The sequence below is a fragment of the Luteimonas sp. GW821-FHT14E02 genome (assembly GCF_058803905.1).
On sequence record NZ_JBXAPK010000009.1, the window covers coordinates 19,079 to 43,171 of the forward strand.

The 24,093-nt window shown below is 64.5% G+C and carries 22 protein-coding genes; 9 read left to right on the forward strand and 13 right to left on the reverse strand.

Annotated elements, in window-relative coordinates:
• Positions 1-9: 9 nt before the first annotated feature.
• The 8 genes from arsC to trxA form a co-directional block, all read right to left on the reverse strand.
• Complete coding sequence (gene arsC, locus AC1RNP_RS14720; RefSeq protein WP_493052031.1) at positions 10-429, reverse strand: arsenate reductase (glutaredoxin); 420 nt, start codon at positions 427-429, stop codon at positions 10-12.
• Positions 430-449: 20 nt separating this feature from the next.
• Positions 450-2,267 (reverse strand): DUF885 domain-containing protein, encoded by a 1,818-nt coding sequence (locus AC1RNP_RS14725; RefSeq protein WP_493052032.1) that lies wholly within the window; start codon positions 2,265-2,267, stop codon positions 450-452.
• An 89-nt stretch (positions 2,268-2,356) separates the two neighbouring features.
• The gene (locus AC1RNP_RS14730) at positions 2,357-3,118 is read right to left on the reverse strand and encodes a queuosine precursor transporter (protein ID WP_493052033.1); all 762 of its coding nucleotides are present in this window, start codon (positions 3,116-3,118) and stop codon (positions 2,357-2,359) included.
• Between the two features lie 92 nt (positions 3,119-3,210).
• Entirely contained in the window at positions 3,211-3,642 is a 432-nt protein-coding gene (locus AC1RNP_RS14735; RefSeq protein WP_493052034.1) for a DUF3592 domain-containing protein, read from the reverse strand.
• Between the two features lie 43 nt (positions 3,643-3,685).
• A complete protein-coding gene (locus AC1RNP_RS14740; RefSeq protein ID WP_493052035.1) occupies positions 3,686-4,378 on the reverse strand; it encodes a DUF502 domain-containing protein in 693 nt (230 codons plus the stop codon).
• A gap of 131 nt (positions 4,379-4,509) precedes the next feature.
• Positions 4,510-6,636 carry a bifunctional serine/threonine-protein kinase/formylglycine-generating enzyme family protein gene (locus AC1RNP_RS14745; protein ID WP_493052036.1) on the reverse strand — a complete coding sequence of 709 codons (2,127 nt, stop codon included), beginning with the start codon at positions 6,634-6,636 and terminating at the stop codon, positions 4,510-4,512.
• A gap of 135 nt (positions 6,637-6,771) precedes the next feature.
• Complete coding sequence (locus AC1RNP_RS14750) at positions 6,772-7,230, reverse strand: DUF4442 domain-containing protein (RefSeq protein WP_493052037.1); 459 nt, start codon at positions 7,228-7,230, stop codon at positions 6,772-6,774.
• Between the two features lie 66 nt (positions 7,231-7,296).
• Positions 7,297-8,181 (reverse strand): thioredoxin, encoded by an 885-nt coding sequence (trxA, locus tag AC1RNP_RS14755; protein WP_493052038.1) that lies wholly within the window; start codon positions 8,179-8,181, stop codon positions 7,297-7,299.
• 118 nt (positions 8,182-8,299) lie between these two features.
• On the opposite strand from trxA, the gene AC1RNP_RS14760 reads away from it, so the two are divergent.
• Entirely contained in the window at positions 8,300-8,695 is a 396-nt protein-coding gene (locus AC1RNP_RS14760) for a hypothetical protein (RefSeq protein ID WP_493052039.1), read from the forward strand.
• 75 nt (positions 8,696-8,770) lie between these two features.
• Positions 8,771-9,376, forward strand: coding sequence for a DUF998 domain-containing protein (locus tag AC1RNP_RS14765; protein WP_493052040.1), 606 nt, complete (start codon positions 8,771-8,773; stop codon positions 9,374-9,376).
• On the opposite strand, the gene AC1RNP_RS14770 is transcribed toward AC1RNP_RS14765, so the two are convergent.
• From AC1RNP_RS14770 to AC1RNP_RS14785, 4 genes are all read right to left on the reverse strand, one after another.
• Positions 9,355-10,311, reverse strand: coding sequence for a cyclase family protein (locus AC1RNP_RS14770; protein WP_493052041.1), 957 nt, complete (start codon positions 10,309-10,311; stop codon positions 9,355-9,357). The two genes, AC1RNP_RS14765 and AC1RNP_RS14770, sit on opposite strands and share 22 nt — an antisense overlap.
• 100 nt (positions 10,312-10,411) lie before the next feature.
• Complete coding sequence (locus tag AC1RNP_RS14775; protein WP_493052042.1) at positions 10,412-10,663, reverse strand: SemiSWEET transporter; 252 nt, start codon at positions 10,661-10,663, stop codon at positions 10,412-10,414.
• On the reverse strand, positions 10,660-12,009 hold the full coding sequence (locus AC1RNP_RS14780; protein ID WP_493052043.1) for a metal-dependent hydrolase family protein: 1,350 nt from the start codon (positions 12,007-12,009) through the stop codon (positions 10,660-10,662). The genes AC1RNP_RS14775 and AC1RNP_RS14780 overlap by 4 nt, the downstream gene beginning before the upstream one ends.
• 78 nt (positions 12,010-12,087) lie before the next feature.
• The gene (locus tag AC1RNP_RS14785; protein WP_493052044.1) at positions 12,088-13,269 is read right to left on the reverse strand and encodes a M23 family metallopeptidase; all 1,182 of its coding nucleotides are present in this window, start codon (positions 13,267-13,269) and stop codon (positions 12,088-12,090) included.
• A 280-nt stretch (positions 13,270-13,549) separates the two neighbouring features.
• On the opposite strand from AC1RNP_RS14785, the gene leuS reads away from it, so the two are divergent.
• The 6 genes from leuS to rlmH all read left to right on the forward strand — a co-directional run bounded on the left by leuS (position 13,550) and on the right by rlmH (position 19,668).
• A complete protein-coding gene (leuS, locus tag AC1RNP_RS14790; RefSeq protein ID WP_493052045.1) occupies positions 13,550-16,276 on the forward strand; it encodes a leucine--tRNA ligase in 2,727 nt (908 codons plus the stop codon).
• Positions 16,277-16,352: 76 nt separating this feature from the next.
• Positions 16,353-16,940 (forward strand): LPS-assembly lipoprotein LptE, encoded by a 588-nt coding sequence (locus tag AC1RNP_RS14795; protein WP_493052046.1) that lies wholly within the window; start codon positions 16,353-16,355, stop codon positions 16,938-16,940.
• Between the two features lie 39 nt (positions 16,941-16,979).
• Positions 16,980-18,008, forward strand: coding sequence for a DNA polymerase III subunit delta (holA, locus tag AC1RNP_RS14800; protein WP_493052047.1), 1,029 nt, complete (start codon positions 16,980-16,982; stop codon positions 18,006-18,008).
• On the forward strand, positions 18,005-18,670 hold the full coding sequence (gene nadD, locus AC1RNP_RS14805) for a nicotinate-nucleotide adenylyltransferase (RefSeq protein ID WP_493052048.1): 666 nt from the start codon (positions 18,005-18,007) through the stop codon (positions 18,668-18,670). The genes holA and nadD overlap by 4 nt, the downstream gene beginning before the upstream one ends.
• A 29-nt stretch (positions 18,671-18,699) precedes the next feature.
• A complete protein-coding gene (rsfS, locus tag AC1RNP_RS14810) occupies positions 18,700-19,122 on the forward strand; it encodes a ribosome silencing factor (RefSeq protein ID WP_493052049.1) in 423 nt (140 codons plus the stop codon).
• A 75-nt stretch (positions 19,123-19,197) separates the two neighbouring features.
• Positions 19,198-19,668 carry a 23S rRNA (pseudouridine(1915)-N(3))-methyltransferase RlmH gene (rlmH, locus tag AC1RNP_RS14815; protein WP_493052050.1) on the forward strand — a complete coding sequence of 157 codons (471 nt, stop codon included), beginning with the start codon at positions 19,198-19,200 and terminating at the stop codon, positions 19,666-19,668.
• A gap of 131 nt (positions 19,669-19,799) precedes the next feature.
• On the opposite strand, the gene AC1RNP_RS14820 is transcribed toward rlmH, so the two are convergent.
• The gene (locus AC1RNP_RS14820; RefSeq protein WP_493052051.1) at positions 19,800-20,471 is read right to left on the reverse strand and encodes an energy transducer TonB; all 672 of its coding nucleotides are present in this window, start codon (positions 20,469-20,471) and stop codon (positions 19,800-19,802) included.
• Positions 20,472-20,963: 492 nt separating this feature from the next.
• Here AC1RNP_RS14820 and AC1RNP_RS14825 point away from each other — a divergent pair, with 492 nt between their 5' ends.
• Positions 20,964-23,744 carry a TonB-dependent receptor gene (locus AC1RNP_RS14825; RefSeq protein WP_493052052.1) on the forward strand — a complete coding sequence of 927 codons (2,781 nt, stop codon included), beginning with the start codon at positions 20,964-20,966 and terminating at the stop codon, positions 23,742-23,744.
• The last annotated feature ends 349 nt before the right edge of the window (positions 23,745-24,093 follow it).

Sequence of the window (24,093 nt, forward strand, 5' to 3'; positions counted from 1 at the left end):
CCGGTCGCGTCAGAGGACGCGCCGGCCTTGTTCGTCGATCACCACTTCGCCATCTTCCTTCGTGAACGGTCCGCGCTGCGCATCCGGCAGGATGTCGAGCACGAGTTCCGAGGGCCGGCAGAGCCGTGTGCCGAGCGGCGTGACGACGATCGGACGATTGATCAGGATCGGATGCGCCAGCATGGCGTCGATCAAGGCTTCATCGGACAGCGCGGGATCGCCCAGGCCGAGTTCGGCGTAGGGCGTTCCCTTTTCGCGCAGCACTTCGCGCGCGCTCAGACCGCAAGCGGCGATCAAGCCGATCAGCGTGTTGCGGTCGGGCGGCGTCTTCAGGTATTCGATGACGGTTGGCTCGACGCCGCTGTTGCGGATGAGTGCGAGTGTGTTGCGCGAGGTGCCGCAGGCGGGGTTGTGGTAGATCGTGATCATCGTTGCGGTAGTCCGTCGACTCAGCCTTTCTTCTTCTCGGCGATCCAGCGATCGATCTTGCTTTCCAGGATGTCCAGCGGCACGGCGCCGTCCTTCAACACCTCGGCGTGGAATTCACGGATGTCGAAGTTCGCGCCAAGCTCACGCTCCGCTTTCGCGCGCAGCGACTTGATCTTCAATTCGCCAATCTTGTAGGCCAGCGCCTGTCCTGGCCAGGCGATGTAGCGTTCCGCTTCCGCGGTGGACTGGACTTCGCTCTCGGCGGAATTGTCGAGCATGTATTGGATGACTTGCTCGCGGGTCCAGCCCTTGCTGTGCAGTCCGGTGTCGGTCACCAGACGGATCGCGCGCCAGAGTTCGTTCTGCAGGTAACCGAAATAGTCGTAGGGTGATTCGTACACGCCCAGGCTCTTGCCGAGCGATTCCGCGTACAGGCCCCAGCCTTCGATGAAGGCAGTCTCGCCACCGAAGCGGCGGAAGGCCGGCAGGCTTTTCAGTTCCTGCTGCAATGCGATCTGGAAGTGGTGGCCCGGGATCGCTTCGTGCAAGTAGAGGTCTTCCGCATCCCAGGTCTTGCGAGTAGGCAGGTCGTAAGTGTTGACGTAGAAGATGCCGGGACGCGAGCCGTCCTCGCTCGGCTGCATGTACTCGCCGCCGGCCGCGGATTTCGCGCGGAACGCCTCGACCGGGCGAATCTCGAACGGGGCTTTCGGCGTCAGCGAGAACTGTTCGGGAATGCGCTTGTTGATCTTCGCTTCGAGCGCGCGGTAGTAGGCCAGAAGGGTGTCTTCGCTCTTGAAGCTGAACTTCGGATCGGACTTCATGAACTGGAAAAAGTCCTGGAGAGATCCCTTGAAGCCGGTCTCGGCCATGATCTTGCGGATCTCGCCGTGGATGCGTGCCACCTCGTCGAGCCCGATCTGATGGATTTCGGCGGGCGACATGTCGGTCGTCGTCGATTTGCGCGCGCCGTAGGCATACCAGGCCGCGCCGTTCGGCAGCTTGTCGAGGCCAACGCTGTCGCGCGTCTTCGGCAGATATTCCTTGTCGATGAAAGCGTGGAGCTTGCGGTAGGCGGGCATGATGCGTTCGCCGATCATTTCGCGATAAGCCTGGGTAAGCCGCGTCTTGTCGGAGGCGCTGAAACTCGCGGGCATCGACTGGATCGGTCCCCACAGCAGCGTGTCCTCGGGCTTGTCCTTGATCAGCGCATCCAACTGCGGCAGCACCTTCTCCATCAGCGCGCGCGGCTGCACCACGCCGGCCTTGATGCCCTGCCGCATGTTGTCGATGTCGGTATCGATCAGCACCGGCAGGCGATTGCCGCGCGCGAGCCAGTTGTCGTAGTCCTTCACTGTCTTGAACGGCTGCGCGCCGGTGCCGGAACCGAACTGCACGGCGGCGATGGGCAGGCTGAACATCTGGTTCACCGGCATCATCCAGTCGGGATACTGGTAGGACTCCAGATCGTCCTTGGCTTCGCGCACGAAGATCTGGTAGCTGATCAGGTCTTGTCCGGCGAGGCCGTCCGCGCCGATCGCTTCGATCTTCTTCAGCCAGTCCTCGGTGAACTTGCGCGTCTTGTCCCGATATTCGGCGCTGCCGGAATCCGGCAGCTGATCGTTGTAGCGGTTGTCACCCTGGAACGTGGCCTCGACCGGATGCAGCCTCAGGTACGCCTCCCAGTATTCCGCGTACAGCGTATCGAGCTTGGCCGCCTTGACGCTGGCGGGCGTGGTCGCGGCATCCGTCTTCGCGGTTTCGGCATGAACGGACAGGACGGTGCCTGCCGCGACCGATGCGATCGCGAGGCTGAGAAGAAGCGGACGAAGGGTCATTGCGTGCTCCCGGGACAATTTCGAGGACTATCCGCATGCGGACTGTGGCTCGCATGGGCCGAAGGTCACCGCGATGGACCAGCAGTGAATTAAGCGGCTGCCGCATGCTCGCGCAATTCCGCCGCGCGTGCATGACCAAGATAGCGATGGATGCCGGCGCGAGCCAGGTACAACAGCGGAATCAGTGCGATCGCGGCCAGCATCTTGTAGACATAGTTCAAGCTGGCGACGGCGGCGAACAGCGACATCGGCCAATGCTGCGGGCCAAGCACGAATGCGATGTAGAGCACAACGAAGCTGTCGACCAGCTGTGACACCGCGGTGGAACCGGTCGCGCGCAGCCAGGCGTGGCGATCACCGGTGCGGCGTCGAATGCGGTGATAGATGGTGACGTCGATCAATTGTCCGAGGATGAAGGCGATCAGCGAACCCCAGATCGTCCACAGGCCTTGCCCGAACACCGCTGAGAACGCGGCTTGGTAATCGGGCACGCCCTGATCCTTCGCCACGCCCACCCACCACGATGCCGGCGCGAGATGGATGGCGATGAAGGCGAAGGCGAAGCCGTACACGATCAGCGCCGCCGCCAGCCAGCTGATGAAACGCACGCCGCGACGGCCGAAATATTCGTTGATCGTGTCGGTCATGATGAACACGATCGGCCACAACAGCGTGCCCGCGGTGAAGTTGAGCGAACCGGTCTGTCCGAACAGGTTCCACTCCAGCGGCTTGATGCCGAGCGTGTCCTCGAGCGCGAAGATCTTCACGCCGATGAACTCCGCCAGCACCGCGTTGACGCAGAAGAAGGCGGCGAGTCCGATGAACAGCTTGGTGGCACGATCCTGCAGCATGGTGGGAGACGCCTTGGAACGGAACTAGGAAGCGTGGGATACGAGAACGCGCAGGATACGGCATGCCATCGGCGTAGGGATGCCGTGAGTCGTCATGGGGCGGCGATTGATTTCAGGACGAATGTCGCGGAGATGATTACCAATACCAATCCTCCGATCAACAAGCTACATCCTCCAACCAGGAGAAATCGGGTGCGTGGCGGTTGGCCGTCAAGGGCAACGATCTGTGGGTCCTCAGGGTCGTACCTGAGCGAGACTTGTTCGCGGGCGCGGAGCATCGTGCTGTCATCTGTCATCCCGACAGGCGCGACCACTTGTTTTCCATCTTGTGTCTGGAAACTCACCATGGTGGTGCCGTTGTTCAATGACGCCGGAGTGGTGACGATGAGCCCGCTGCTGGCGAGCATTCGCTGATTGCGTGCGCGTTCGACAGGAAGACGAACAAAGCATAGTCGAAAGCTGAGGGCGGCTATCGCAATCCCGGCGAACAGCCCCAGGATTCCAAGCAGCATCAGGTCTTCCATGGTGCGGGCTTCCCGTCCGGATAGTGGGCTTGCGTCCGCGCGTCTAGTGTGAGGGCGCGGTGCTGTTGCCGGGAGCACGCGGAGGATCGAACGGAATCGTCTCCGGGGCCACCGCGCCGCCGGAGATGATGAAGCTCATCGCCTGGTCCACGGTCCAGTCGGTGGGCGTGATCTTTTCCACCGGCACGATCTCGAGGTAGCCGGAAGTCGGATTCGGCGTGGTCGGTACGTACACGGCGGCCAGTTCACGGCCGCTGCCCGCTTCGCGGATCACGCGGGTGACGAAGCCGACCGATTTCATCTGGCTGTGCGGGAAGTCGATCAGGACCACGCGCTGGGTGCCGTCCGGCTTGGTCTGCAGGATGTCGAGCAGCTTGCGCGCACTGCCGTAGATCATGTTGGCCAGCGGCACTCGGGCGACCAGTGCTTCGAACCAGCCAAGCAGGCGCTGCCCGACCACGCGTCGCGCCAGCCAGCCGACCAGCAGGATCACGAACAAGGTGGCGATCATCGCGATCGTGGTCTGCACCCAATCGTCGCCGAACCAGCTGAGCAGGCGCGGATCGGCCGCGGCGATGCGCTGCGACAGGGGCTGCACCCAGGGCTTGCTGAGATCGCTGAGCAACACGAAGACGAACTTGATCACCACCCAGGTCAGCCAGATCGGCAGCAGGGTGAGCAGGCCGGTGAGGAACAGCCGCTGCAGGCGGCGGCTGGTGGAGGTGTTGGTGCTCATGGCGGTGATTCTACGGTGTCCGCCATGAGTAGAGAAAAGCGTGGTCGCTTGTTTCGTCATTCCCGCAAAGGCGGGAATGACGGGCAAAAGCAGGCAATGGCCGTTCCACGCGATCGGCGCTCGAATAGTTCTCAGCGCTTGGCGAGCACTTCCGGCAAATCACTGATCAGGCGAATGCCGACATCGTCATAGCCACGGTCCGAGGGGAGCGGGCGGGTTCCCTTGGCGCCGCGCCAGCTGCTGCCGTTGCTGATGCGCTTGTCGCAGCCGCCGCTGCAATCGTTGTTCCATTCGGCGACGGTGCGCACCTGTTCCGGATCGGCGGGCAGCAGCTTGGCTTCGTTCGCATTCGGCAGGCGATAGCGGCGGCCGTCCTGTGCGCTGCGCCACTGCGCATAGGCTTCGGCATCGGCCCACGAGACGCAGACGACAGGCTGGCTGCCGACCTGGGCGAACCCCGGCGATTTCCAGTTGCGCGGCGCGAAGATGCGCAGCAGCGAGCCGCGCTCGCGGCATAGGGCCATGTCGCGATGCGTGGCGGCGGCGAAGCGCGCGTATTCGTCGCGGGTGACCGGTGCGGCCGATGCGGCGAATGCGAGGCCGTTGCTGCGGACCAGCACCATGTTGTCGGCCTGTTTCAGGCGATCGCCGGGCGCGGGAATCTTCTCTGCGCGCGCGGCGAGCTTGCGCAGGTTGGCGGTTTCGATCACGCCCACCGTCTTCGCGCCGGCGATCGCCTTCTTGCCGGCTTCGCGGTCGAAGTCCTCGGAAGCGCGCGCGACACGTGCGTCGTAGGCCTTCTCGACCTCGGCGCGCAAGCGTGCGATCGCCGGATGTCCCGGCTGCTGCATGCGCTGCGCGAGCTGCGTGGCGGCGGCGATCTGCTGCTTGGCGCGCGCATCCTCGTCCTTGCCGATGGCGCGCACGGCCTCGCGGCTGAAAGCGTCGACGAGACGGCCGATGGCCGGCACCAGCGCGTCGTAGCCGGGATCGCGCTGGCGAGCCGCGAGCAGGCTGTCGAAGGCGTTGCCGTTTTTCGGGGTGAGCAGGCGGCCGGCGCGGATCTGCGCATCGGCGGCGGTGACCCAGCGTTCGGCTTCCGAAGTCGGCGCGGCGCGCAGCATCGCCTTGGTGGGATCTTCCTCGGCCAAAGTGGCGGCGGGTGCGGCTTGTTCGATCGGTTTCTGGATCGCGGCGGAAGTATCAGTCGACGGCATCACGATGGTGATGGCGGGCGGCGCGGGTGGTGTCGCCGCGACGGCGTTGTCCTTTTCGCTTTGCCCGTGCAGGAACAGGCCGAGCACGGCGGCGACCACGACCAGCACGCCGAACCAGCCGAGCAGTGGCATCGCGCCGAGCACGCCGGCACCGCGGCGCAGCGCGGGCACGGCGAGGATTTCGCGCGTCACCTGCCGGTGCGGCACCTGGTCGAGACTTTCCTGCATGTGCCGCGCATCGCGATAACGCTTGAGCGGTCCCTTCGCCAGCGCACGGTCGAAGAAGCGCTGCCAATGCCGCAGCCGGAAGGGCAGGCGTGGAATCGGGTCCTTGACGTGCATCACCGCCATCGACACCGCATCGGCGGCGTTGTAAGGGAGTTCGCCGGCCAGCATTTCCCAGGCCAGCACGCCGACGGCGTAGAGGTCGGTACGGTGGTCCACTTCGTCGCCGCGTGCCTGCTCCGGCGCCATGTAGGCGGTGCTGCCGACGGCGAAGCCGGTGGTGGTGACGCGCGCGCCGTAGCCGCGACGCAATGCGATGCCGAAGTCGGCGAGCATCGGACGGTCGGCGTCGTCGAAGAGCACGTTCTCGGCCTTGACGTCGCGGTGGATGGTGCCGCGTGCATGCGCGTAGCCGAGCGCCGACAGCAGCGCATGCAGGATGTCGCGCACGCGCTGCGGGTCCATGCCGGCTTCGCCCGCCGCGGTGATGCGTTCGCCGAGATGGCCGCGCGAGAGATGCGGCATCGCGTAGTAGGGCAGGCCATCGCTGGTGCGCCCGACTTCGTAGATGCCGACGATGTGCGGATGTTCCAGGCGCGCGATGGTGCGCGCCTCGTTCTCGAAGCGGCGGCGGCTGACTTCGTCGGCGAGGGCCTCCGGCCGCATCACCTTGATCGCGACCTGGCGATCGAGCGAGAGCTGGTCGGCGAGATAGACGGTCGACATGCCGCCGCTGCCGATCACGCGCAGCAGGCGATAACCGGCGATCTCCGGCAGCGCCGGATCACGAGGCTTGTCCTGTGGCGCCTTGTACATGCGTCCCCCTGTTAACCTGCGGAGAATACGCGCTCCCGGCGTTAACAGAATGAATATGTACAGCCTGGTGCGCGGTGTACAGCGCGACGCTCGTCGCGGTTCGGATATCCGGGGATATCGTGGGGATGTCGCGACTCAGCCCTGCGGGGTTTCGCGCTTGCGACGGACATAGATTTGCTTGCGCACCAGCGCCACCGTCTCGCCGCCGGCATCGGTGACCGGCGTCTCGAACCAGTGCAAGGTTTTCTCGCCGCCCGCTGTCGCGGCGCGAATCGCATCCAGCGCGGCATCGTCCAGATCGAAGCGCGCGGTGACGGTGCCGCGCCCCGGTTTGATGAAGTCGATCGTGGCGGCCTTGTCCCAGACGATGTAGCCGCGCCCCAGCGCCTGCATCGTCATGATCATCCAGAACGGATCGGTCATCGCGAAGAGGCTGCCGCCGAAGTGGGTGCCGACATAATTGCGGTTGTACCAGTGCTGGCGCAGGTCCACGCGCACGCAGCGCCAGCCGGCGCTGATCTCGCGGACGCGGATGCCGCTGAAGAGGAACGGCGGCCACAAGTTCATGATGTGGCGGAACTTGGACGGAGACATGCGGCAACGGCCTCGGACGGAAACGAGGCGGAGCCTACCATACGCAAAGGTATGGTTCGTGCCGGGTCAGAACAGCAGCGACGACATCTTGCGGCGGTAGCGGCCCACCAAATCCTCGTCCTCAACCACGCGGAAGGCGTCGATCAGCACCTTGCGCGGCAGTCCGTCCTCGAAATTGCGGTTGCGGCGAAGCATTTCCAGCAGTTGTTCGAGCCCACCCTCGGCATCGCCGGCGACGATGCGCCGCACGCCGAGCAGATGGCGGGCGCGCAGGTCGTCACCGTTGGCGGCGATGGCCGCTTCCAGCGTCTGCGCCGGGGGGGCGTCCTTGAGCAGGGCCGCGAAGCCGAGCCGGGCGCGGGCGCGGATCGTGCGGTCGTCGGTGGACAGATTGGCGGGAAGGGCATCGAGCAACTGCTCGGCTTCGTGCGCGCTGCCGGTCTGCAGCAGGGCGAGGGCGAGATCGAGCTTGAGTTCGGCCTTGTCCGGCTCGGCTTCGACCGCCTTGCGCAGGCGCATCACCTCGGCATGCGGATCGACGGGGGGTGCGGCCGCGGGTTCGACGTCCTCGGCCGGCTGGGCCGGCTCGATGCCGTGATGCTTGAGGAACTGGCGGACCTGGCCTTCCGGCAGCGCGCCCTGGAATCCGTCGACGATCTGGCCGCCCATGACCAGGAACACGGTCGGGATCGAGCGGATCTGGAAGGCGGAGGCGATCTGTGGTTCCTGCTCGGTGTCGACCTTGGCCAGTTGGAAGGCGCCGTGGAACTCGGCGGCCAGCTTCTCGAGGATCGGCCCGAGCGTCTTGCACGGCCCGCACCACTCGGCCCAGAAATCCACGAGCACCGGCGTCTGCAGCGATTTCTGCAGGACGTCGGCTTCGAAGGTGGCGGTGGTGGCGTCGAAGACGTGGGCGGCGGATGCGTCGGGAGCGGCGGTTTGGGGAAACATGCGGAGTCCGGGCGGGGAGGCTATCGGCAGTAGATTGTGCCTGGGGCGGCGATTTCCAACCGAATGTTCCCCCCGAATGGCCGGGTCGGATGTCACCATAAGAACATCAGAGGCCGCAGTGACCAAAGGGGACGATGTGGAAAATCCTTATCAAAGCCCGAATTCGGCCGTTTCGGTGCGGGAGCAACGCAATCCCGCGCTCGACGATGTCGTGTCAGGGCAGAAACTGGTGATCTACGCCATCCTCCTGTATTTCGTCGCGGCGGCGTCGCGCGCGATCCTCGGCCCGCTCGCGTTGTTGCCCATCCTGATCTGCCTTGGCATGTCGTGGGTGGGGATCTACAAGATCGGCCGCGGCCTGGGATATCCGGTGTGGGGCAGGATCCTGCTTCTTCTGGTGATGCTGGTGCCGCTGGTGGGATTGCTGGCGCTGGTCGTGCTCAATTCCCGCGCCACGGCGAGGCTGGAGAAGGCCGGTTATTCGGTCGGCTTGCTCGGGGCACGCGATTACTAGATCGCGGAGCGGACGACGGATGCATCGCAGCTGGAAAGCCGGATTGGCCGAAATCTTATTGCGCCGGGGAAGCGCATGAATCGCGCTGCGCGCGCGGCGGCCTGGACCGCCGCATTGCTGTTCGCCGGTTGCGTGATCGTGTTCGGAAGCGGGCTGGAAGGCTATTCGCAGACGCTGCATCCGGTTGCATTGCTGGGAGCGCAGGGCATCGCACGCGCGCCGGTCTTCAATCTCGCGGGATTCGTGCTGCCAGGACTGCTGCTGGCATTCGTGGGCTGGCGTCTGCGCGAAGCGCAGCCGGCGAATGCGCCCTGGTCGCTGCGCATCGGTGCTTGGCTGGTGATGCTGTCGGCGCTCGCTTTCGCGATACAAGGCGTGCTGCGTCTGGATCCGCAAGACCTGGAAGCCGCCGGCAGTCGGTTGCACGCCTCGGCGTGGACCCTGTGGTGGGTGGCCTTCGCCGCAGGCGCGATCCTGATCGCTATCGGCCGATGGCGTGGTGGCGACGATTCGTTTCCCGCCTGGGCGGGCGTGCTGGCCGCAACGGTGCTGGTGATGCTGGCGCTGTTCGGACCGTTGGTGATGCCGGCGGCGATCGCGCAACGCGCGGCGTTCGCGCTCTGGTTCCTGTGGTGGCTCGCGCTCGCGCGTGCGGCGCGTCAGGCAGGGAGCGTGGCGTAGGCGCGGACGGGGAAGGTGCCCATCCCGTGCACTTTCACCGGCACCGCGCTGAAGCGAAAGCCATCGATCGGCAGCTGATCGAGCCGGCACAGATGCTCCACGATCGGAATGCCCGCGCGTAGCAGCGTGCTGTGCACGGGGCGCTCGCCATCCTCGGTGTCGTCGATGTTCAACGAATCGATACCGACCAGCTTCGCGCCGGCATCGCGCAGATGGATGGCGGCTTCGGCCGTCAGATAGGGATGGCCTTCGAAATACCGGTCCGTGCGCCAATGCCGCGACCATCCCGTTTCCACCAGCACCGCCTTGCCGCGAATGTCGCTGGCGAGGAAGGCTTCGCGGCCGATCGCGCGGTTGCCGGCGCCAGTGACGCGCACGACCACGGCATCGAGTTCCGCCAGCGTGTCGAGTTCGAGCCCGGCGAGATCGGTGCCGTCGGCATAGCGATGGAAGGGGCTGTCGAGATAAGTGCCGGTATTGGCGACCATCGTCACCTGGCCGATGTGGAACTCGGTGCCGTGCGCGTAATGCGCGCGCGACTGCTCACGGCTCAAGTAATCGCAGACGATCGGCGCCGGTATCCCCTTGTAGGTGATCATGCCGTGCTCGATGCTGTGGCTGAGGTCGATGAAGCGCGCGTCCGCGCTTCCGGCCGCGTTGATGGAAATCTCGCCACGCTTGTGGCGTTCGCGGATGATCCGCTTGTTGAGGATGCGGATGGCGCCGACCATCAGCAGGCGCAGGTCGCGGACGATGTAATCGCCCAGCTCGCGGTCGGAGATGTCGTCGCCGTCGATGTCGAGGCGGAAGTCCTGGCCCTGGATGCCGCCACCGTTGGAGAAGTCGATTTCGAAATCGAAGACGGCGCGATTTTCAACAGCGCGCTTTTCAACAGAGTGCTTCTCAACGGCATGCTTTTCTTCGTTGTTGTCCATGGAGCATCCCGTTGGCGAAAGCAGGCATGCTACGGCGACTGGTCGCGACAGAGTAGTGAACGGTTCGAAACCCTGCGTTGAATGAAATGCGCGGCTGCGCTTATCCGTAGCGAAGCTTCAGCACCAGGATCGTTGCCGCCAGCAAGAAGGTGATCGCGTTCGAGATGATCATCGGCCATGAATGCAGCAGCAGGCCGTAGCCGAACCAGCAGACGATGCCGATCGTGAAGATCACGTACATCCCGAGTGAGATGCCGCGGGTGTCGCGCGTGCGGATGGTCTTCAGCGCCTGTGGCACGAAGGCCACCGTGGTGAGCGTGGCCGCGATGGCGCCGAGCCAGTGCGCGTTCACTGCACGGCACCGCCCGATGCGGAAGCGCTCTGCGCCGGGCGCTTGTAGATCGCGCCGTCCTTCATCACGAAGTCCACCTTCAGCACATTGCCGATCTCGGCGACCGGATCGCCGGGCAGGGCGATGATGTCGGCGCGCTTGCCGGTCTCGATCACGCCCTGGTCGCTGGCGCCGAGGACCTCGGCGGCACGGATCGTCGCCGCCTGCAGTGCGTAGGCGGCCGGCATGCCGGCTTCGACCATGTAGAGAAACTCGCGCGCGTTGTCGCCGTGCGGGCCGACACCCATGTCGGTGCCGAAGGCGATCTTCACGCCGGATTTGTAGGCCTTGGCGGCGGTGTCCTGAATCTGCGCGCCGATGCGCGCCGCCTTGGGGCGCACGATCTCGGGGTAGTAGCCATCGACCTTGGCCTTGTCGGCGACGAAGCGGCCGGCGTAGATCGTCGGCACGTACCAGGTGCCTTTCTGCTTCATCAGCGACATGACCTCGTCGGTCATATAGGTGCCGTGCTCGATGCTGGTCACGCCGCCCAGCACCGCGCGCTTCATGCCTTCGGTGCCGTGCGCGTGCGCGGCAACCTTGTAGCCGTAGTCCCTGGCCGTGTCGACGATGGCCTTCACCTCGTCCACGGTGAACTGTGGCGCGTCGCCGGACTTCGCATACGACAGCACGCCGCCGGTGGCGGTGATCTTGATGACGTCGCTGCCGTCCTTGTAGCGCTGGCGCACGGCCTGGCGGGCGTCGTCGATCGAGTTGATCACACCCTCGGTGGGGCCGGGTGGGCCGAGCAGGTGCGACAGCTCGGAGTTGTAGCCGTTGGTGGGATCGGCATGGCCGCCGGTGGTGGCGATCGACTTGCCGGCGGCGAAGATGCGTGGTCCGCGCACCAGGCCCTGGTTGATCGCGTCGCGCAAATGCGGCGCCACCTCACCCCCCAGGTCGCGCACGCTGGTGAAGCCGGCCAGCAGGGTCCTCTCGGCGTAGCCGACGCTGCGGAAGGCGAAATCGACCTCGTCCAGGCGGAAGCCTTCGGAATAGCTCTGCGGGCTGGATTGCGAGCCCAGATGCACATGCAGGTCGGTCCAGCCGGGCAGGCAGGTGCGGCCGGCCAGGTCGACGGACTCGGCATCGGGAATTTCGGCGCGTCCGGGCACCACGTCGGCCACCTTGCCCTCGCGCACCACTACGGTATGCGCGCCGAGGACGCGGCCGTTGCGGCTGTCGAACAGATGCTCGCAATGCAGTGCCGTCGTCTTGGTGACAGCCGTCGGAGCATCGGCGGCGGACAGAGGCGCGGTTGAAGCCAAAACGATGGCGGATGCGAGTGCGGGGGCGATTCTATGCACGGAGATTTCCCTGGAGAAGAAATTCGCGGGGATCATAGCGGCATGCGGGAGGCGGGTCGTATCTCGCGGGATGCATGGCTACGGTTTCGGCGCTGCTTCGAATTTCAAGACGACATTGGTGGCGGGGCGTTCTCCACTGCGACGGGCATCCGCCGGCGCGGAGTAGGGCTGCCAGCGTTTCTTGCCGAGATCACCGATCGCCTCGTAACGGCCCAGGACCTCGAACCCGTCGAACACGTATGGCACGCCTTCGGCACCGAGCGGCGAGTCGGCATCGGCGACATGGAAATGCAGATGCGGACCCGTTGAATCGCCGGTGAAGCCCAGCGAAGCGATGACGTCGCCGCGCCGCACGCGCTGTCCCGGGCGAACGCGCAGGCTGCCGGGCTTCAGGTGCTCGTAAAAAGCGTAGCGGCCATTGCCGATATCAAGAGCGACGTAGTTGCCGCTGGCATCGGCGATCGGATGGCTGGGATGCGCGGAAATCGTGGCGCTTTCAACGACATCGTCGCGAGTGGACGCAATCACGCCGTCGGTGACGGCCAGGACGTCTTCGCCGTAACCGTACCAGTCGGTCACCTGATCGCTGTCGCCATTTTTGGAGCGTTCTTCGCGTCCCTGGTCGTCCAGCTTGACCCAGTCGATGGCATAGCGGCCCGGAAGAAATGCGCGGCCGTCGACCGCATAGAACACGCGGCGATGCCCGCGCGGCCACGCGGGATCATGGATCGCCGCCCAGGGCCCGCCCCGCAGTGGCGGGCCGAGCGACGGCGGCGGCGTCTCGAGCACGGCGACGCGGGCGCCCTCGACGATGGCGTTGGGCTCGATCGAGGCGTCCATGCCGGCGATGGCGTACTCGACGCGATGCCGCAATTCGCGCGGCATCGCGCAGTCGCGGACCGGCACCTCGATGTAAAGCACCGCACGCATGCCCGGGGCGATCTCGCGCTTGTCTTTCTGCCCCGTCGTCGTCAGGCCCGGTCTTCCGAGACTGTGGTCAAGTGCCTGCCCGCGCAGATCGATCAGAGATGCGCCGGCCGCATCGAGAACCTGGACATGCTGGAGCGTCAAGGCATCGTCCGCGAAATTGCTGAGATGCAATTCGTACACGAGCTGCGGAACGCCGGCGATCTTCAGCGGAGTCGGCGCCAGCGGCACCTGCATGTCGAACGAGGTGCGCATCGGCACGGCGGCGATGGCGCCCGGGAGCCAGGCCGCGACAAGGCAGAACAACGCCGCCAACGATGCTGCGCTGCGCATGGATCGATGCTGCCTCATCCCCGATTCTCCAGAAGCATGCAAAGGCGAGCGTGCGAATTTGCCTTGTCTTCCACCGAATCTCATGTGCTGTCCGTCATCGGCGATCCGTCGGCGTCCATGCCATTTCCGGCCTGCCGGCCCGATGCGGTAGCGCGCTCCGCCAATCCTTGGCGCGCCTGGCACCGGTGCTGTCGGCGCTCCGGCGATGGCGGCGAATGCTGCGCTGCGGTAGGCTTTCCGGCCCTGATCCTTTCCGCCTGGCCGCGCGCCAGCCGTCCCCGTGTCCGCCGAAACCGCCGCCTACGACCCCAAAGCCGTCGAAACCGCCGCCCAGCAGTACTGGGCCGACACCCGTGCCTACGAGGTGCGCGAGGATGCTTCGAAGCCGAAGTATTTCTGCCTGTCGATGCTGCCGTATCCGTCCGGCGCGCTCCATGTGGGCCACGTGCGCAACTACACCATCGGCGATGTGATCAGCCGCTACCAGCGCATGACCGGCAAGAACGTGCTGCAGCCGATGGCATGGGACGCCTTCGGCCTGCCGGCCGAGAACGCAGCGATCAAGAACAACACCGCGCCGGCCAAGTGGACCTACGCCAACATCGACCACATGCGCGCGCAGCTGAAGTCGATGGGTTATGCCATCGACTGGTCGCGCGAGTTCGCCACCTGCCGGCCCGAGTACTACGTGCACGAGCAGCGCATGTTCGTGCGGCTGATGAAAAAGGGATTGGCCTATCGCAAGAACTCGGTGGTGAACTGGGACCCGGTCGACCAGACCGTGCTGGCCAACGAACAGGTGATCGACGGCCGCGGCTGGCGCACCGGTGCTCTGGTCGAGAAGCGCGAGATTCCGCAGTGGTTCCTGAAGATCACCGACTACGCGCAGGAACTGCTGGATGGCCTCGACACGCTGTCCGGCTGGCCGGATTCGGTCAAGACCATGCAGCGCAACTGGATCGGCCGCAGCGAAGGACTGGAAATCCAGTTCCGCATCGAGGGCGAGGACGCGCCGCTCACCGTGTTCACCACGCGCCCCGACACGCTGATGGGCGTGACCTTCATTTCGATCGCCGCCGAGCATCCGCTGGCGCATAAGGCCGCGCAGGCCAATCCCGAACTGGCCGATTTCATCGAGGATCTGCGCAAGGGCGGTGTTTCCGAAGCCGAACTGGAAACGCAGGTGAAGCGCGGCATGGATACCGGCCTGCGCGCGATCCATCCGATCAGCGGCGAGGAAGTGCCGGTGTGGGTGGCCAACTTCGTGCTGATGGGCTACGGCACCGGCGCGGTGATGGCGGTGCCGGGGCACGACCAGCGCGACTGGGAATTCGCCAAGGCCTACGGCCTGCCGATCCGCATGGTGGTGGTGCCGCTGGATGTGCGCGATGCGCTGAGCGAGATCGCCTCCGACGTCGAACGCGCCCAGGACCCGATGCGTGCCGCGCTGGGTGGAAGCGGTGCGGTCGATGTCTACGACACCGGCGCCGCGGTGCAGGTGGTGGAAGCCTTCGAGCGCGGTATCCAGGAAGACGCGGCCTACACCGAGCGCGGCTGGCTGGTGAATTCCGACGAATACAACGGCATGGACTACCGCGAGAGCTTCGACGCGCTGGCGGCGAAGTTCGAGCACGACGGCCGCGGCGCGCGCCGCGTCAACTACCGCCTGCGCGATTGGGGCGTGAGCCGCCAGCGCTACTGGGGTTGCCCGATCCCGGTGATCCTGTGCCTGAAGTGCGGCGACGTGCCGGTGCCGGAAGACCAGCTGCCAGTGCTGCTGCCCGAAGACGTCGCCTTCTCTGGCGTGCAGTCGCCGATCAAGGCCGATCCCGCATGGCGCAAGACGACCTGCCCGCAATGCGGCGGCGCGGCCGAGCGCGAGACCGACACCTTCGACACCTTCATGGAGTCGAGCTGGTACTACGCCCGTTACACCTCGCCGGGCGCGAGCGACATGATCGACGAGCGCGCGCGCTACTGGCTGCCGGTGGATCAGTACATCGGCGGCATCGAGCACGCGATCCTGCATCTGATGTATTTCCGCTTCTACCACAAGCTGCTGCGCGACGCCGGCCTGGTCGACAGCGACGAGCCCGCGACGAACCTGCTGACGCAGGGCATGGTGGTGGCGGAAACCTTCTATCGCGAGAGCGCGACCGGCAACAAGGAATGGTTCAACCCCGCCGACGTTGAAATCCTGCGCGACGAACGCGCCAAGATCACCGGCGCGGTGCTGAAGAGCGATGGCGAGCCGGTCGCGATCGGCGGCATCGAGAAGATGTCGAAATCGAAGAACAACGGCGTCGATCCGGTGATGCTGGTCGAGCAGTACGGCGCCGACACCGTGCGCCTGTTCTCGATGTTCGCCTCGCCGCCGACCATGTCGCTGGAGTGGAGCGATGCGGGCGTTGAAGGCATGGCCCGCTTCCTGCGTCGCTTCTGGCGCGAGGTGACCACGCACGTCGCGCAGCCGGATCATCCGCAGGTCGATGTCTCGACGCTGACGCCGGCGCAGAAGACGCTGCGCCGCCAGCTGCATGAAACCATCCAGAAAGTGGGCGACGACTACGGTCGTCGCCACAGTTTCAACACCGCCATCGCCGCGCTGATGGAACTGCTCAACGCGGTGTCGAAGTTCGACGACATGAGCGACCAGGGCCGCGCACTGCGCCACGAAACGCTGCAGACGATGGTGCTGCTGCTCAACCCGGTGACGCCGCATGTCAGTCACGCCCTGTGGCAGGCGCTCGGCCATGCCGAGACCGTACTCGAGGATGTGCCGTTCCCGCAGGCCGATCCCGCCGCGCTGGTGCGCGACAGCGTGACGCTGGCGGTGCAGGTCAACGGCAAGCTGCGCGGCACGATCGAGGCCGCCGCCGACGCGCCGCGCGAACAGATCGAAGCCGCGGCCCTGGCCGAACCGAACGTGGCGAAGTTCGTCGAAGGCCAGCAGATCCGCAAGCTGATCATCGTGCCCGGCAAGATCGTCAACATCGTTGTTGCCTGAACGCGAAATGGCGGCGGAGCGCGATCCCGAACCCCTCGCGCTTGCCGCCCATAGCCGTCTCGTCCAGACTGCGCGCATGAGAAAAGCCCTTCCGAGCAGGCCCCGCCTTCTTCGAACCGCTGCGATCGCCGCCCTCGCGCTGGCCCTGACCGCGTGCGGATTCCATCTGCGCAGCGCGCTGACGCTGCCGCCGGATGTCGGCCAGATCCTCGTGGCGTCGCGCAACCCCTACAGCCCGCTGGCGCAGTCGGTGGTGCAGGCGCTGGAGCGTGCCGGGGTCGAGGCGTCGACCGAAGGTCCGCCTACCGGCAAGGCGGTGTTGAACGTCGTGTCGGAAAAGTGGGGTTCACTGCCGATCAGCGTCGACCAGTACGGCCGCGCGCAGGAATTCACGCTGCGCTACGCGGTGGTGTTCTCCTTCACCAAGGCTGACGGCTCCGTGTTCGTGCCGAAGCAGGTGGTGGAACTGGCGCGCGATTACGTGTCGTCGCCGACCAGTCCCACCGGCGCCGAGAGCGAGGTCGACCTGCTCACCAAGGAAATGCGCAAGGACATGACGGCGGCGATCCTGCGCCGCATCGATGCCGCGGCGCGTTCGCCGAAGCCGGAAACGCCGACCGAGCCCACGGACGTCACGCTGCCCGATCTCAACGCGCCGCCCTGATCAGGATGCGATGAGCGGAATGTCGGTCGCGATGCTGGCATGGAACTGAGCCCGGAACGCCTCTCCGCGCAATTGCGCGCCGAGCCGCTGCGTCCGGCCTATCTGATCGCCGGGCCGGAGCCGCTGCGCGTGATCGAGGCCGCCGACACCGTTCGCGCGCAGGCGCGCGAGCAGGGCTACGCCGAACGAGAAGTGTTCGATGCCGACGGCCGCGATTTCGACTGGGACGCGCTCGCGGCGAGCTTCCGCGCCCCGAGCCTGTTCTCCGCGCAACGTCTGATCGAACTGCGCCTGCCGACCGCCAAGCCCGGCAAGGACGGCGCCGAGGTCATTGCCGACTATTGCGCCGAGCCGCCTGGTGACACCGCGCTGCTCATCACTGGCGGCGAGTGGAGCCGCCAGCACGGCGGCAAGTGGAGCGAGGCCATCGCCCGCATCGGCCATCTCGTCGTCGCCTGGGCGGTGAAGCCGCACGAGATGACCGACTGGGTCGAAAGCCGTCTGCGCAGCCGCGGCGTGCACGCCGACCGCGATGCCGTGCAGCGGCTGGTGCAGCGCGTGGAAGGGAATTTGCTGGCGGCCGCGCAGGAGATCGACAAGCTCGCGTTGCTCGCCGATGGCCAGCCGCTGGATGCCGCGCGCATGGAGTCGCTGGTCGCTGATGCTGCTCGTTTTGACGTGTTCCGCCTGATCGACGTCACGCTTAACGGTCAGCCCGCGCAGGTTTCACGCATGCTCGCCGGCCTGCGCGCCGAGGGCGAGGCGGTGCCGGCGCTGATGGGCATGGTGGTGCGGGAACTGCAGCTCACGGCCGCGCTCGCACGCGTGCAGGCGCGTGGCGGCAACCTCGCCGCCGAGTTCAAGGCGCAGCGCGTGTGGGATTCCAAGCAGGCCACCTATCGCCGTGCACTGCAACGTCACGCCGCGCCGCGCTGGGAGCGTTTCGTGGCCGAAGCCGGCCGCGTCGACCGCATCAGCAAGGGGCGCGCGGCGGGAGATGCCTGGCAGGTGCTCGAACGCCTGCTGCTGGCGGTGAGCGAAGCCAAGGCGGCATCCCTCGTCTCGTGAAGCTGCGCGTCTACTACGGCGGCACCTTCGACCCCGTCCACAACGGCCATCTGGCGATCGCGCGCGCCGCGCATGCCGCCCTCGACCGCACGATCCGGCTGATGCCGGCCGCGGACCCGCCGCACCGTCCGCCGCCGGGCGCCGACGCGCAGCAGCGCGCGGCGATGCTGGATCTAGCCGTGGCCGGCGAAACCGGCCTGTGCGTCGATCGCCGCGAGCTCGAGCGCGAAGGCCGCAGCTACAGCATCGACACCCTGCACGCCCTGCGCGCCGAATACGGCCCCGAGGCGCCCCTGGCGCTGCTGGTCGGCGCCGACAGCTTCCTCGCGCTGCCGACCTGGAAGGACTGGCGCGGCCTGTTCACCTTCGCCCATTTCGTGGTGGCCGAGCGTCCAGGCAACCCGCTCGACGACGGCCTGCCCCCTGAACTCGCCGCCATCGTGTCCGGACGCTGGGCGAGCGTCCCTTCCGACCTCGAAACCGCGTCCGCTGGCCGCATCTTCCGCCTGCGCCAGCCGCTGCACGACGAATCCGCCACCGAAATCCGCGATCTGATCGCCTCAGGCGAGCCCTGGCGGGACGGCGTGCCCACCGCCGTGGCCGACTACATCGAACGGCACCATTTGTACGGTCACGAGCCTCGGCGATCGTCTTCGTTATAATTCAGGCGCAACCCCATGAGTCAGTGCCCTTGACCAGTCCCGCCCAAGTCATCAAGACCCGTCTTCCCAACCCGCCGCCGTCGGCCGAAGCCTTGCTCAAGGCCGTCCACGCCGCCGTCGAGAACCTCAAGGCCCAGGATGTCGTCGAGATCGACGTCCGCGGCAAGACCAGCGTCTGCGATTTCATGATCGTCGCTTCCGGCACTTCGTCACGCCACGTCAAATCGGTGGCCGACGAAGTGATCAAGCACGCCAAGCAGCTCGATTGCCAACCACTCGGTGTGGAAGGCGAACGCGAAGCCGAATGGGTGCTGGTCGACCTCGGCGACGTCGTCGTCCACATCATGCTGCCGCGCGTGCGCGAGTTCTACGCGCTGGAGCGGCTGTGGACGGTCGGCGACCAGCCGCCGGAAGACGCCGATTCGGAAACCGCGGCCGAACGATCGCTCTGAGCCTTTCTCTCGTCCGTCGATGACGGATGGGAGCAGGGGCGGAGCGGCTCGTGTCGCTGAGGCTACTATCCGCGCATGAAAGCCCGCCTGATCGCTGTCGGCGAAAACGCACCGGACTGGGTTGCGGAAGGCTTCGCCGAATATCGCAAACGCCTCTCGCACTGGCTGCCGCTCGATCTGGTCGAGATCGCGCCGGGACTTCGCGGCAAGAATCGCGACGTCGCACGCGCCACCCAGGACGAAGGCGCGCGCGTGCTGGCCGCGTTGCCGAAGCAGGCGCATGTCGTCGTGCTTGATGGGCGCGGGACGCTGCACACCTCCGAACAACTGGCCCAGCGTCTCGAACATTGGCGCGGGCAGGGGCGCGATCTCGCATTCCTGATCGGCGGGCCGGAAGGACATGCTGCGGAAGTGCTCACACGTGCGGACGAGCGGTGGTCGCTGGGGCCGTTGACGTTGCCGCACATGCTGGTGCGGCTGGTGTTGGCCGAGCAGCTGTATCGCGCTGCGGCGTTGCTGGCGAATCATCCTTATCACCGCGCGTAAAACATTGGCGATACGGGGCGCCCGATCCACATTCCGCCGCGGAACGAGAGCAGGCTGCGTTTCTGAAACAGGTGTCTGTGGAAAAGAAAGCCCGCCTTGATGGCGGGCTTTCGTATTGATTGTCTATCCAATCATTGGAGCTTGAAGTCGATCGGGATGTTGCCGATTGCCTGTACCGGCTGTCCGTCGCGCGTCGCCGGCCGGAAGGCCCACTTCAACACGGTGCGCCGTGCCAGTTCGTCGAGCTGCCGTGTGCCGCTGCTCTTCAGAATCTTGACTTCCAGCGGTTTGCCATCGACATCAACCAACACTTGCAACAATACCGTTCCCTCCGCGCGCGCCATCATGAGCTCGCGGGTGTACTTCGGCGGCGGCGCATGCAGATATTCCAAATGCGCGCCAGCTATAGGCTCGGTTGAAGCGATCGTTGTGGGTGGCGCGGTGACGGCAGGCGTAGTGACGACGGGATCGGCAGGTATCGTGCCCATCGGATCGATGATTTGCTCCGATAGCGGTGGATCGACAGCGGGAGGCGTCACGACGGGTATCCGTGCCGTGGGCTGAGTGGTGGGGGTAACGGGAACCGTTGTCGGTGGTGGAGTCGGGGGCGGAGTTACCTTCTCCGGCGGCATGTACCAGATAAACGGCTTGTCCGGCTGAGGCAGCAGACGTGCTGCTGGCACTAGCAACAACATCAGGATCGCTATGTTGAGCGCGATCGCACCTGTCGTAGCAACGATGCGAGAGGCTTCGACCTTGTCCCAGGGGATATGAAAAGAAGAGCGAGCGTGTTGCAGCACCATGACCCACCTCCATTGGTTGCACAGCACAATCGATAACGCGCGTAGCCCACATCCGGGGTTAGGTCCTGCGATCCGGACGCCACGGCGAATCAAAATTGCGCTAGTTCGATGCTGCGGTGCAAGAGGGTGGGGTGGGCAGGTGCCTCGGATTTCGAATCGGCGGGGTCGACCGATCAGCGCATCCCCGGAACAGTCGGTTCGCGTCAGAACGCATCCGTCTCCGTAAGAGCTTCAAATCATTGAATTTCTTACAGGTTGGAAGCGAGGCCTCGCCCCCTTCCTGATGCCTTGCGGGCGAGCCGGGTTTCCTGACTGGAACCAAAATCACATATTTCCTGAACCGGATGTCAAGATTTCCCGGCAGGGTTTAAATATTGTTAAAACCCATCTAGTATCGGCCTCTGGGTGGTCGGGCTAGGGGCTTTGGCCCGGCAATCTTAGGGATCGCCCAAGCGGGGAGCAAAATTTGTTATTTCATTTTTGGAGAGAGAGATGAACTTCAGACGTAACTGCCTGCGCGATGCCATCGCGCTGGCGATGACGACGGGCGTCGTTGCCTTCGCCGGCACCGCGGCAGCCCAGGAAGAGCCCAAGACCCTCGATCGCATCGAGGTCACCGGCTCCAACATCCCGCGTACCGATACCGAGACCGCTTCGCCGGTGCAGGTGATCACGCGCGAAGAGATCGATCGCACGGGCAAGACCACTGTCGCCGAATATCTGCAGACACTGACGATGGACGGTCAGGGATCCGTTCCCAAGACCTTCGGCAACGGCTTTTCACCTGGTGGTGCTGCTATCTCGCTGCGTGGTCTCGGCGCGGGCTCGACGCTGGTCCTGTTGAACGGTCGCCGTATGGCGCCGTATGGCCTCGCTGACGATGGTCAAAAGGTTTACACGGACCTGAGCACCATTCCGTTGGAAGCCGTCGAGCGTATCGACGTACTGAAGGACGGCGCATCGGCGGTGTACGGTTCCGACGCCATCGCAGGTGTCGTGAACATCATCCTGCGTAAGGATTTCACAGGCGTTACCGTGAAGGGCTCATACGGCATTTCCGGCGACGGCGACGGCGATACCCGCAAGGGATCGATCACGGCCGGCTGGGGCGACATCTCCGCGGATGGCTACAACTTCTTCTTCAGCCTTGAGGGCGCCAAGAGCGACAGAATCAAGCTCACCGACCGTCGTAACCGCAAGTGGATCGGCACCGGTGATACGCGCCCCTGGGGCTACGGTATCGGCGGCAATCTGCCTGGCCGTATCACTGGCGGTGGCACGGCTGCGGGTGGTGGCCCGACCGGCGCCTTGGAAGATCCGGCCACGCATCTATTCGCGTCGTTGCCGGGCTGCTCGCAGTTCTCCGATGTGAGCCCGCAGGATCCGGCTGGCGGCTGCCTTTGGGACGTGGCGCAGTTCCGTGACCTGACTCCCGAAGAGTCTTACGTGAACCTCTTCACCCGCGGAACGTTCGCCATCAACGACAACGCCGAACTCTACACCGAGTTCAGCTATTCGAAGAAGAAGAGCGAGTTCCACAACACTCCGTCGGGCGTATCCGGTGCATGGGGTTATCCGGGCGGACCGGTAAGTGCCAATAGCGGCCCCGGGGCGACCGTGCTTGGCGCAGACCATCCGGATAATCCGTATGGCGCGGCCGCTCGTCTTCGTTATACGGCATTCGATGTTGGTCCGCGCGTCAACAATACCGACATGGACTTCGTGCGCTTCTTGGCCGGCGTCAAGGGTACGGCAGGCGCTTGGGATTACGACGTTGGTTATTTGCACTCGCAAACTCGCCTGACCAATGAGCGTAAAGGATTCCTCCAATACAGCCATGTGTTGACGGCGTTGACCGATCCCAACAGTCCTGTGGGTTATTGGCGCATCGGTGCCAATTCTCATCTGAACTCGCAAGCACTGTACGACTACATTGCGCCCACGATTTCTTCCAAGGGCAGCAGTGACCTGGATATCGTCGACGCCAAGGCATCGAGAACTCTGGCTGATCTGCGCGGTGGTGCGCTTGGTCTTGCGGTCGGTGCCGAGTATCGCCGTCAGTCGGTGAGCCTGACGCCGACGACCTTCACCGATCTCGGCGACATCATTGGCCTCGGATATTCCGCTTACGACGGTACTGAAGAAATCGCGAGTGCGTATGCTGAATTGGTCGCCCCCGTGTTGGAGACCCTGGAGCTGACCGGCGCGCTGCGTTTCGACAGCTACAAGGATGGCGATAACTCCACCACGCCGAAAGTCGGAATCAAGTGGAAGCCTGTCAACTGGCTTGCGTTGCGCGCAACGTATGCGGAAGGTTTCCGCGCTCCGAACGCGGCAGAGTCGGGTGATGGTGGTATTGCAGCCTTCAGTACCGCGCGTGACCCGGTTCGATGCGCTGCGCCAGGTCATGAGCCTCAGGATTGCAATGCGGGTAACGTTGCCATCATTACTTCGCCCAATCCTGACCTGAAGCCTGAGAAATCCAAGAGCTACACGGTCGGTCTGGTGTTTGAGCCGACGCCGAATACTTCGTTGACCTTGGATGCATTCCGGATCAAGCGTGAGGACGAAATCTTCGGTGGCAGCACCGATGCCGCGATCGCGGCTGGTGGTCCCAACGTGATTCGTGGCGACAACGACATCCCTGGCACCCCCAACAGCGGCACCATTCTTGCGGTTCTGGTCGGTTATGAGAACGCAAGCGCCACGACTGTGAGCGGTTGGGACCTGGATATTCGCCAGCGCTTTGAGTTGGGTGACTACGGCAAGCTGACGCTCGACCTGCAGTGGACCCGCATCAACTCCTTTGAACGAGAGGATGTGGATGGCACCAAGCATGAGTTCGCAGGAACCCATGGCAACTGCGATGTCACCAACTGCATCGGTACGCCAAAGGACAAGGCGAACTTCGGTGTCACTTGGGATGTCAACGACTTCAGCGTCAGCAGTGTAGTGAACTGGCGTACAAGCATGACGAACACGGCCGAGCGGGTCACGCTGGTCAGTCCTGCTGATGAGAACTGCGCATCTCACTTCGCCGACGGCACGAATGCTCCGCGTGGCTGTTCGCTGGGATCGTTCTATACCATCGATCTGTCCGGGCGCTGGAAGCCGAGCGACAATTGGGAAGTGTTCGGTTCGGTGTCCAACGTGACGGACAAGATTGCTCCGCTCGATCCGTTGACCTACGGCGCCATCAACTACAACCCGATGGATTTTGACGGTGCGCTTGGCCGTTATTACACGGTTGGTGTGAAGTACACCTTCAAGTAATACGGTTTCATCGTGGCAAACAAAGAACCCCTTGCTTCGGCAAGGGGTTCTTCTTTTTTGTGCCACGAATAATCAAAGCGAACGCCGTGTCGCGTTGCTGCGCGTGCCACATCGTAGAGCGCCCTTGTTTACTTCATTGGCATGCAGCGTGTTTGATTTCGCTTAGCGCGAGAAGTGTGCAGCTGTGCGATGGAGCTGAGGTTGGGTGTACTTAACGGCACTTTAATTACATCCGAAACCGCCATAGAATCGGCCGTCCATGCTGAAAGGATGATGCATGGATGCAATAAGTGATTGAAATAATTGATGTTTATTGAGCTTGACGGCTAGTGTCAGCGTGTTTCTGGGA

Bases quoted from the DNA above. Each gene is read 5' to 3' on its own strand.
- arsC (WP_493052031.1), bottom strand. From the start codon at position 429: ATGATCACGATCTACCACAACCCCGCCTGCGGCACCTCGCGCAACACA.
- AC1RNP_RS14725 (WP_493052032.1), bottom strand. From the start codon at position 2,267: ATGACCCTTCGTCCGCTTCTTCTCAGCCTCGCGATCGCATCGGTCGCG.
- AC1RNP_RS14730 (WP_493052033.1), bottom strand. From the start codon at position 3,118: ATGCTGCAGGATCGTGCCACCAAGCTGTTCATCGGACTCGCCGCCTTC.
- AC1RNP_RS14735 (WP_493052034.1), bottom strand. From the start codon at position 3,642: ATGGAAGACCTGATGCTGCTTGGAATCCTGGGGCTGTTCGCCGGGATT.
- AC1RNP_RS14740 (WP_493052035.1), bottom strand. From the start codon at position 4,378: ATGAGCACCAACACCTCCACCAGCCGCCGCCTGCAGCGGCTGTTCCTC.
- AC1RNP_RS14745 (WP_493052036.1), bottom strand. From the start codon at position 6,636: ATGTACAAGGCGCCACAGGACAAGCCTCGTGATCCGGCGCTGCCGGAG.
- AC1RNP_RS14750 (WP_493052037.1), bottom strand. From the start codon at position 7,230: ATGTCTCCGTCCAAGTTCCGCCACATCATGAACTTGTGGCCGCCGTTC.
- trxA (WP_493052038.1), bottom strand. From the start codon at position 8,181: ATGTTTCCCCAAACCGCCGCTCCCGACGCATCCGCCGCCCACGTCTTC.
- AC1RNP_RS14765 (WP_493052040.1), top strand. From the start codon at position 8,771: ATGAATCGCGCTGCGCGCGCGGCGGCCTGGACCGCCGCATTGCTGTTC.
- AC1RNP_RS14770 (WP_493052041.1), bottom strand. From the start codon at position 10,311: ATGGACAACAACGAAGAAAAGCATGCCGTTGAGAAGCACTCTGTTGAA.
- AC1RNP_RS14785 (WP_493052044.1), bottom strand. From the start codon at position 13,269: ATGCGCAGCGCAGCATCGTTGGCGGCGTTGTTCTGCCTTGTCGCGGCC.
- AC1RNP_RS14795 (WP_493052046.1), top strand. From the start codon at position 16,353: ATGAGAAAAGCCCTTCCGAGCAGGCCCCGCCTTCTTCGAACCGCTGCG.
- holA (WP_493052047.1), top strand. From the start codon at position 16,980: ATGGAACTGAGCCCGGAACGCCTCTCCGCGCAATTGCGCGCCGAGCCG.
- rlmH (WP_493052050.1), top strand. From the start codon at position 19,198: ATGAAAGCCCGCCTGATCGCTGTCGGCGAAAACGCACCGGACTGGGTT.
- AC1RNP_RS14820 (WP_493052051.1), bottom strand. From the start codon at position 20,471: ATGGTGCTGCAACACGCTCGCTCTTCTTTTCATATCCCCTGGGACAAG.
- AC1RNP_RS14825 (WP_493052052.1), top strand. From the start codon at position 20,964: ATGAACTTCAGACGTAACTGCCTGCGCGATGCCATCGCGCTGGCGATG.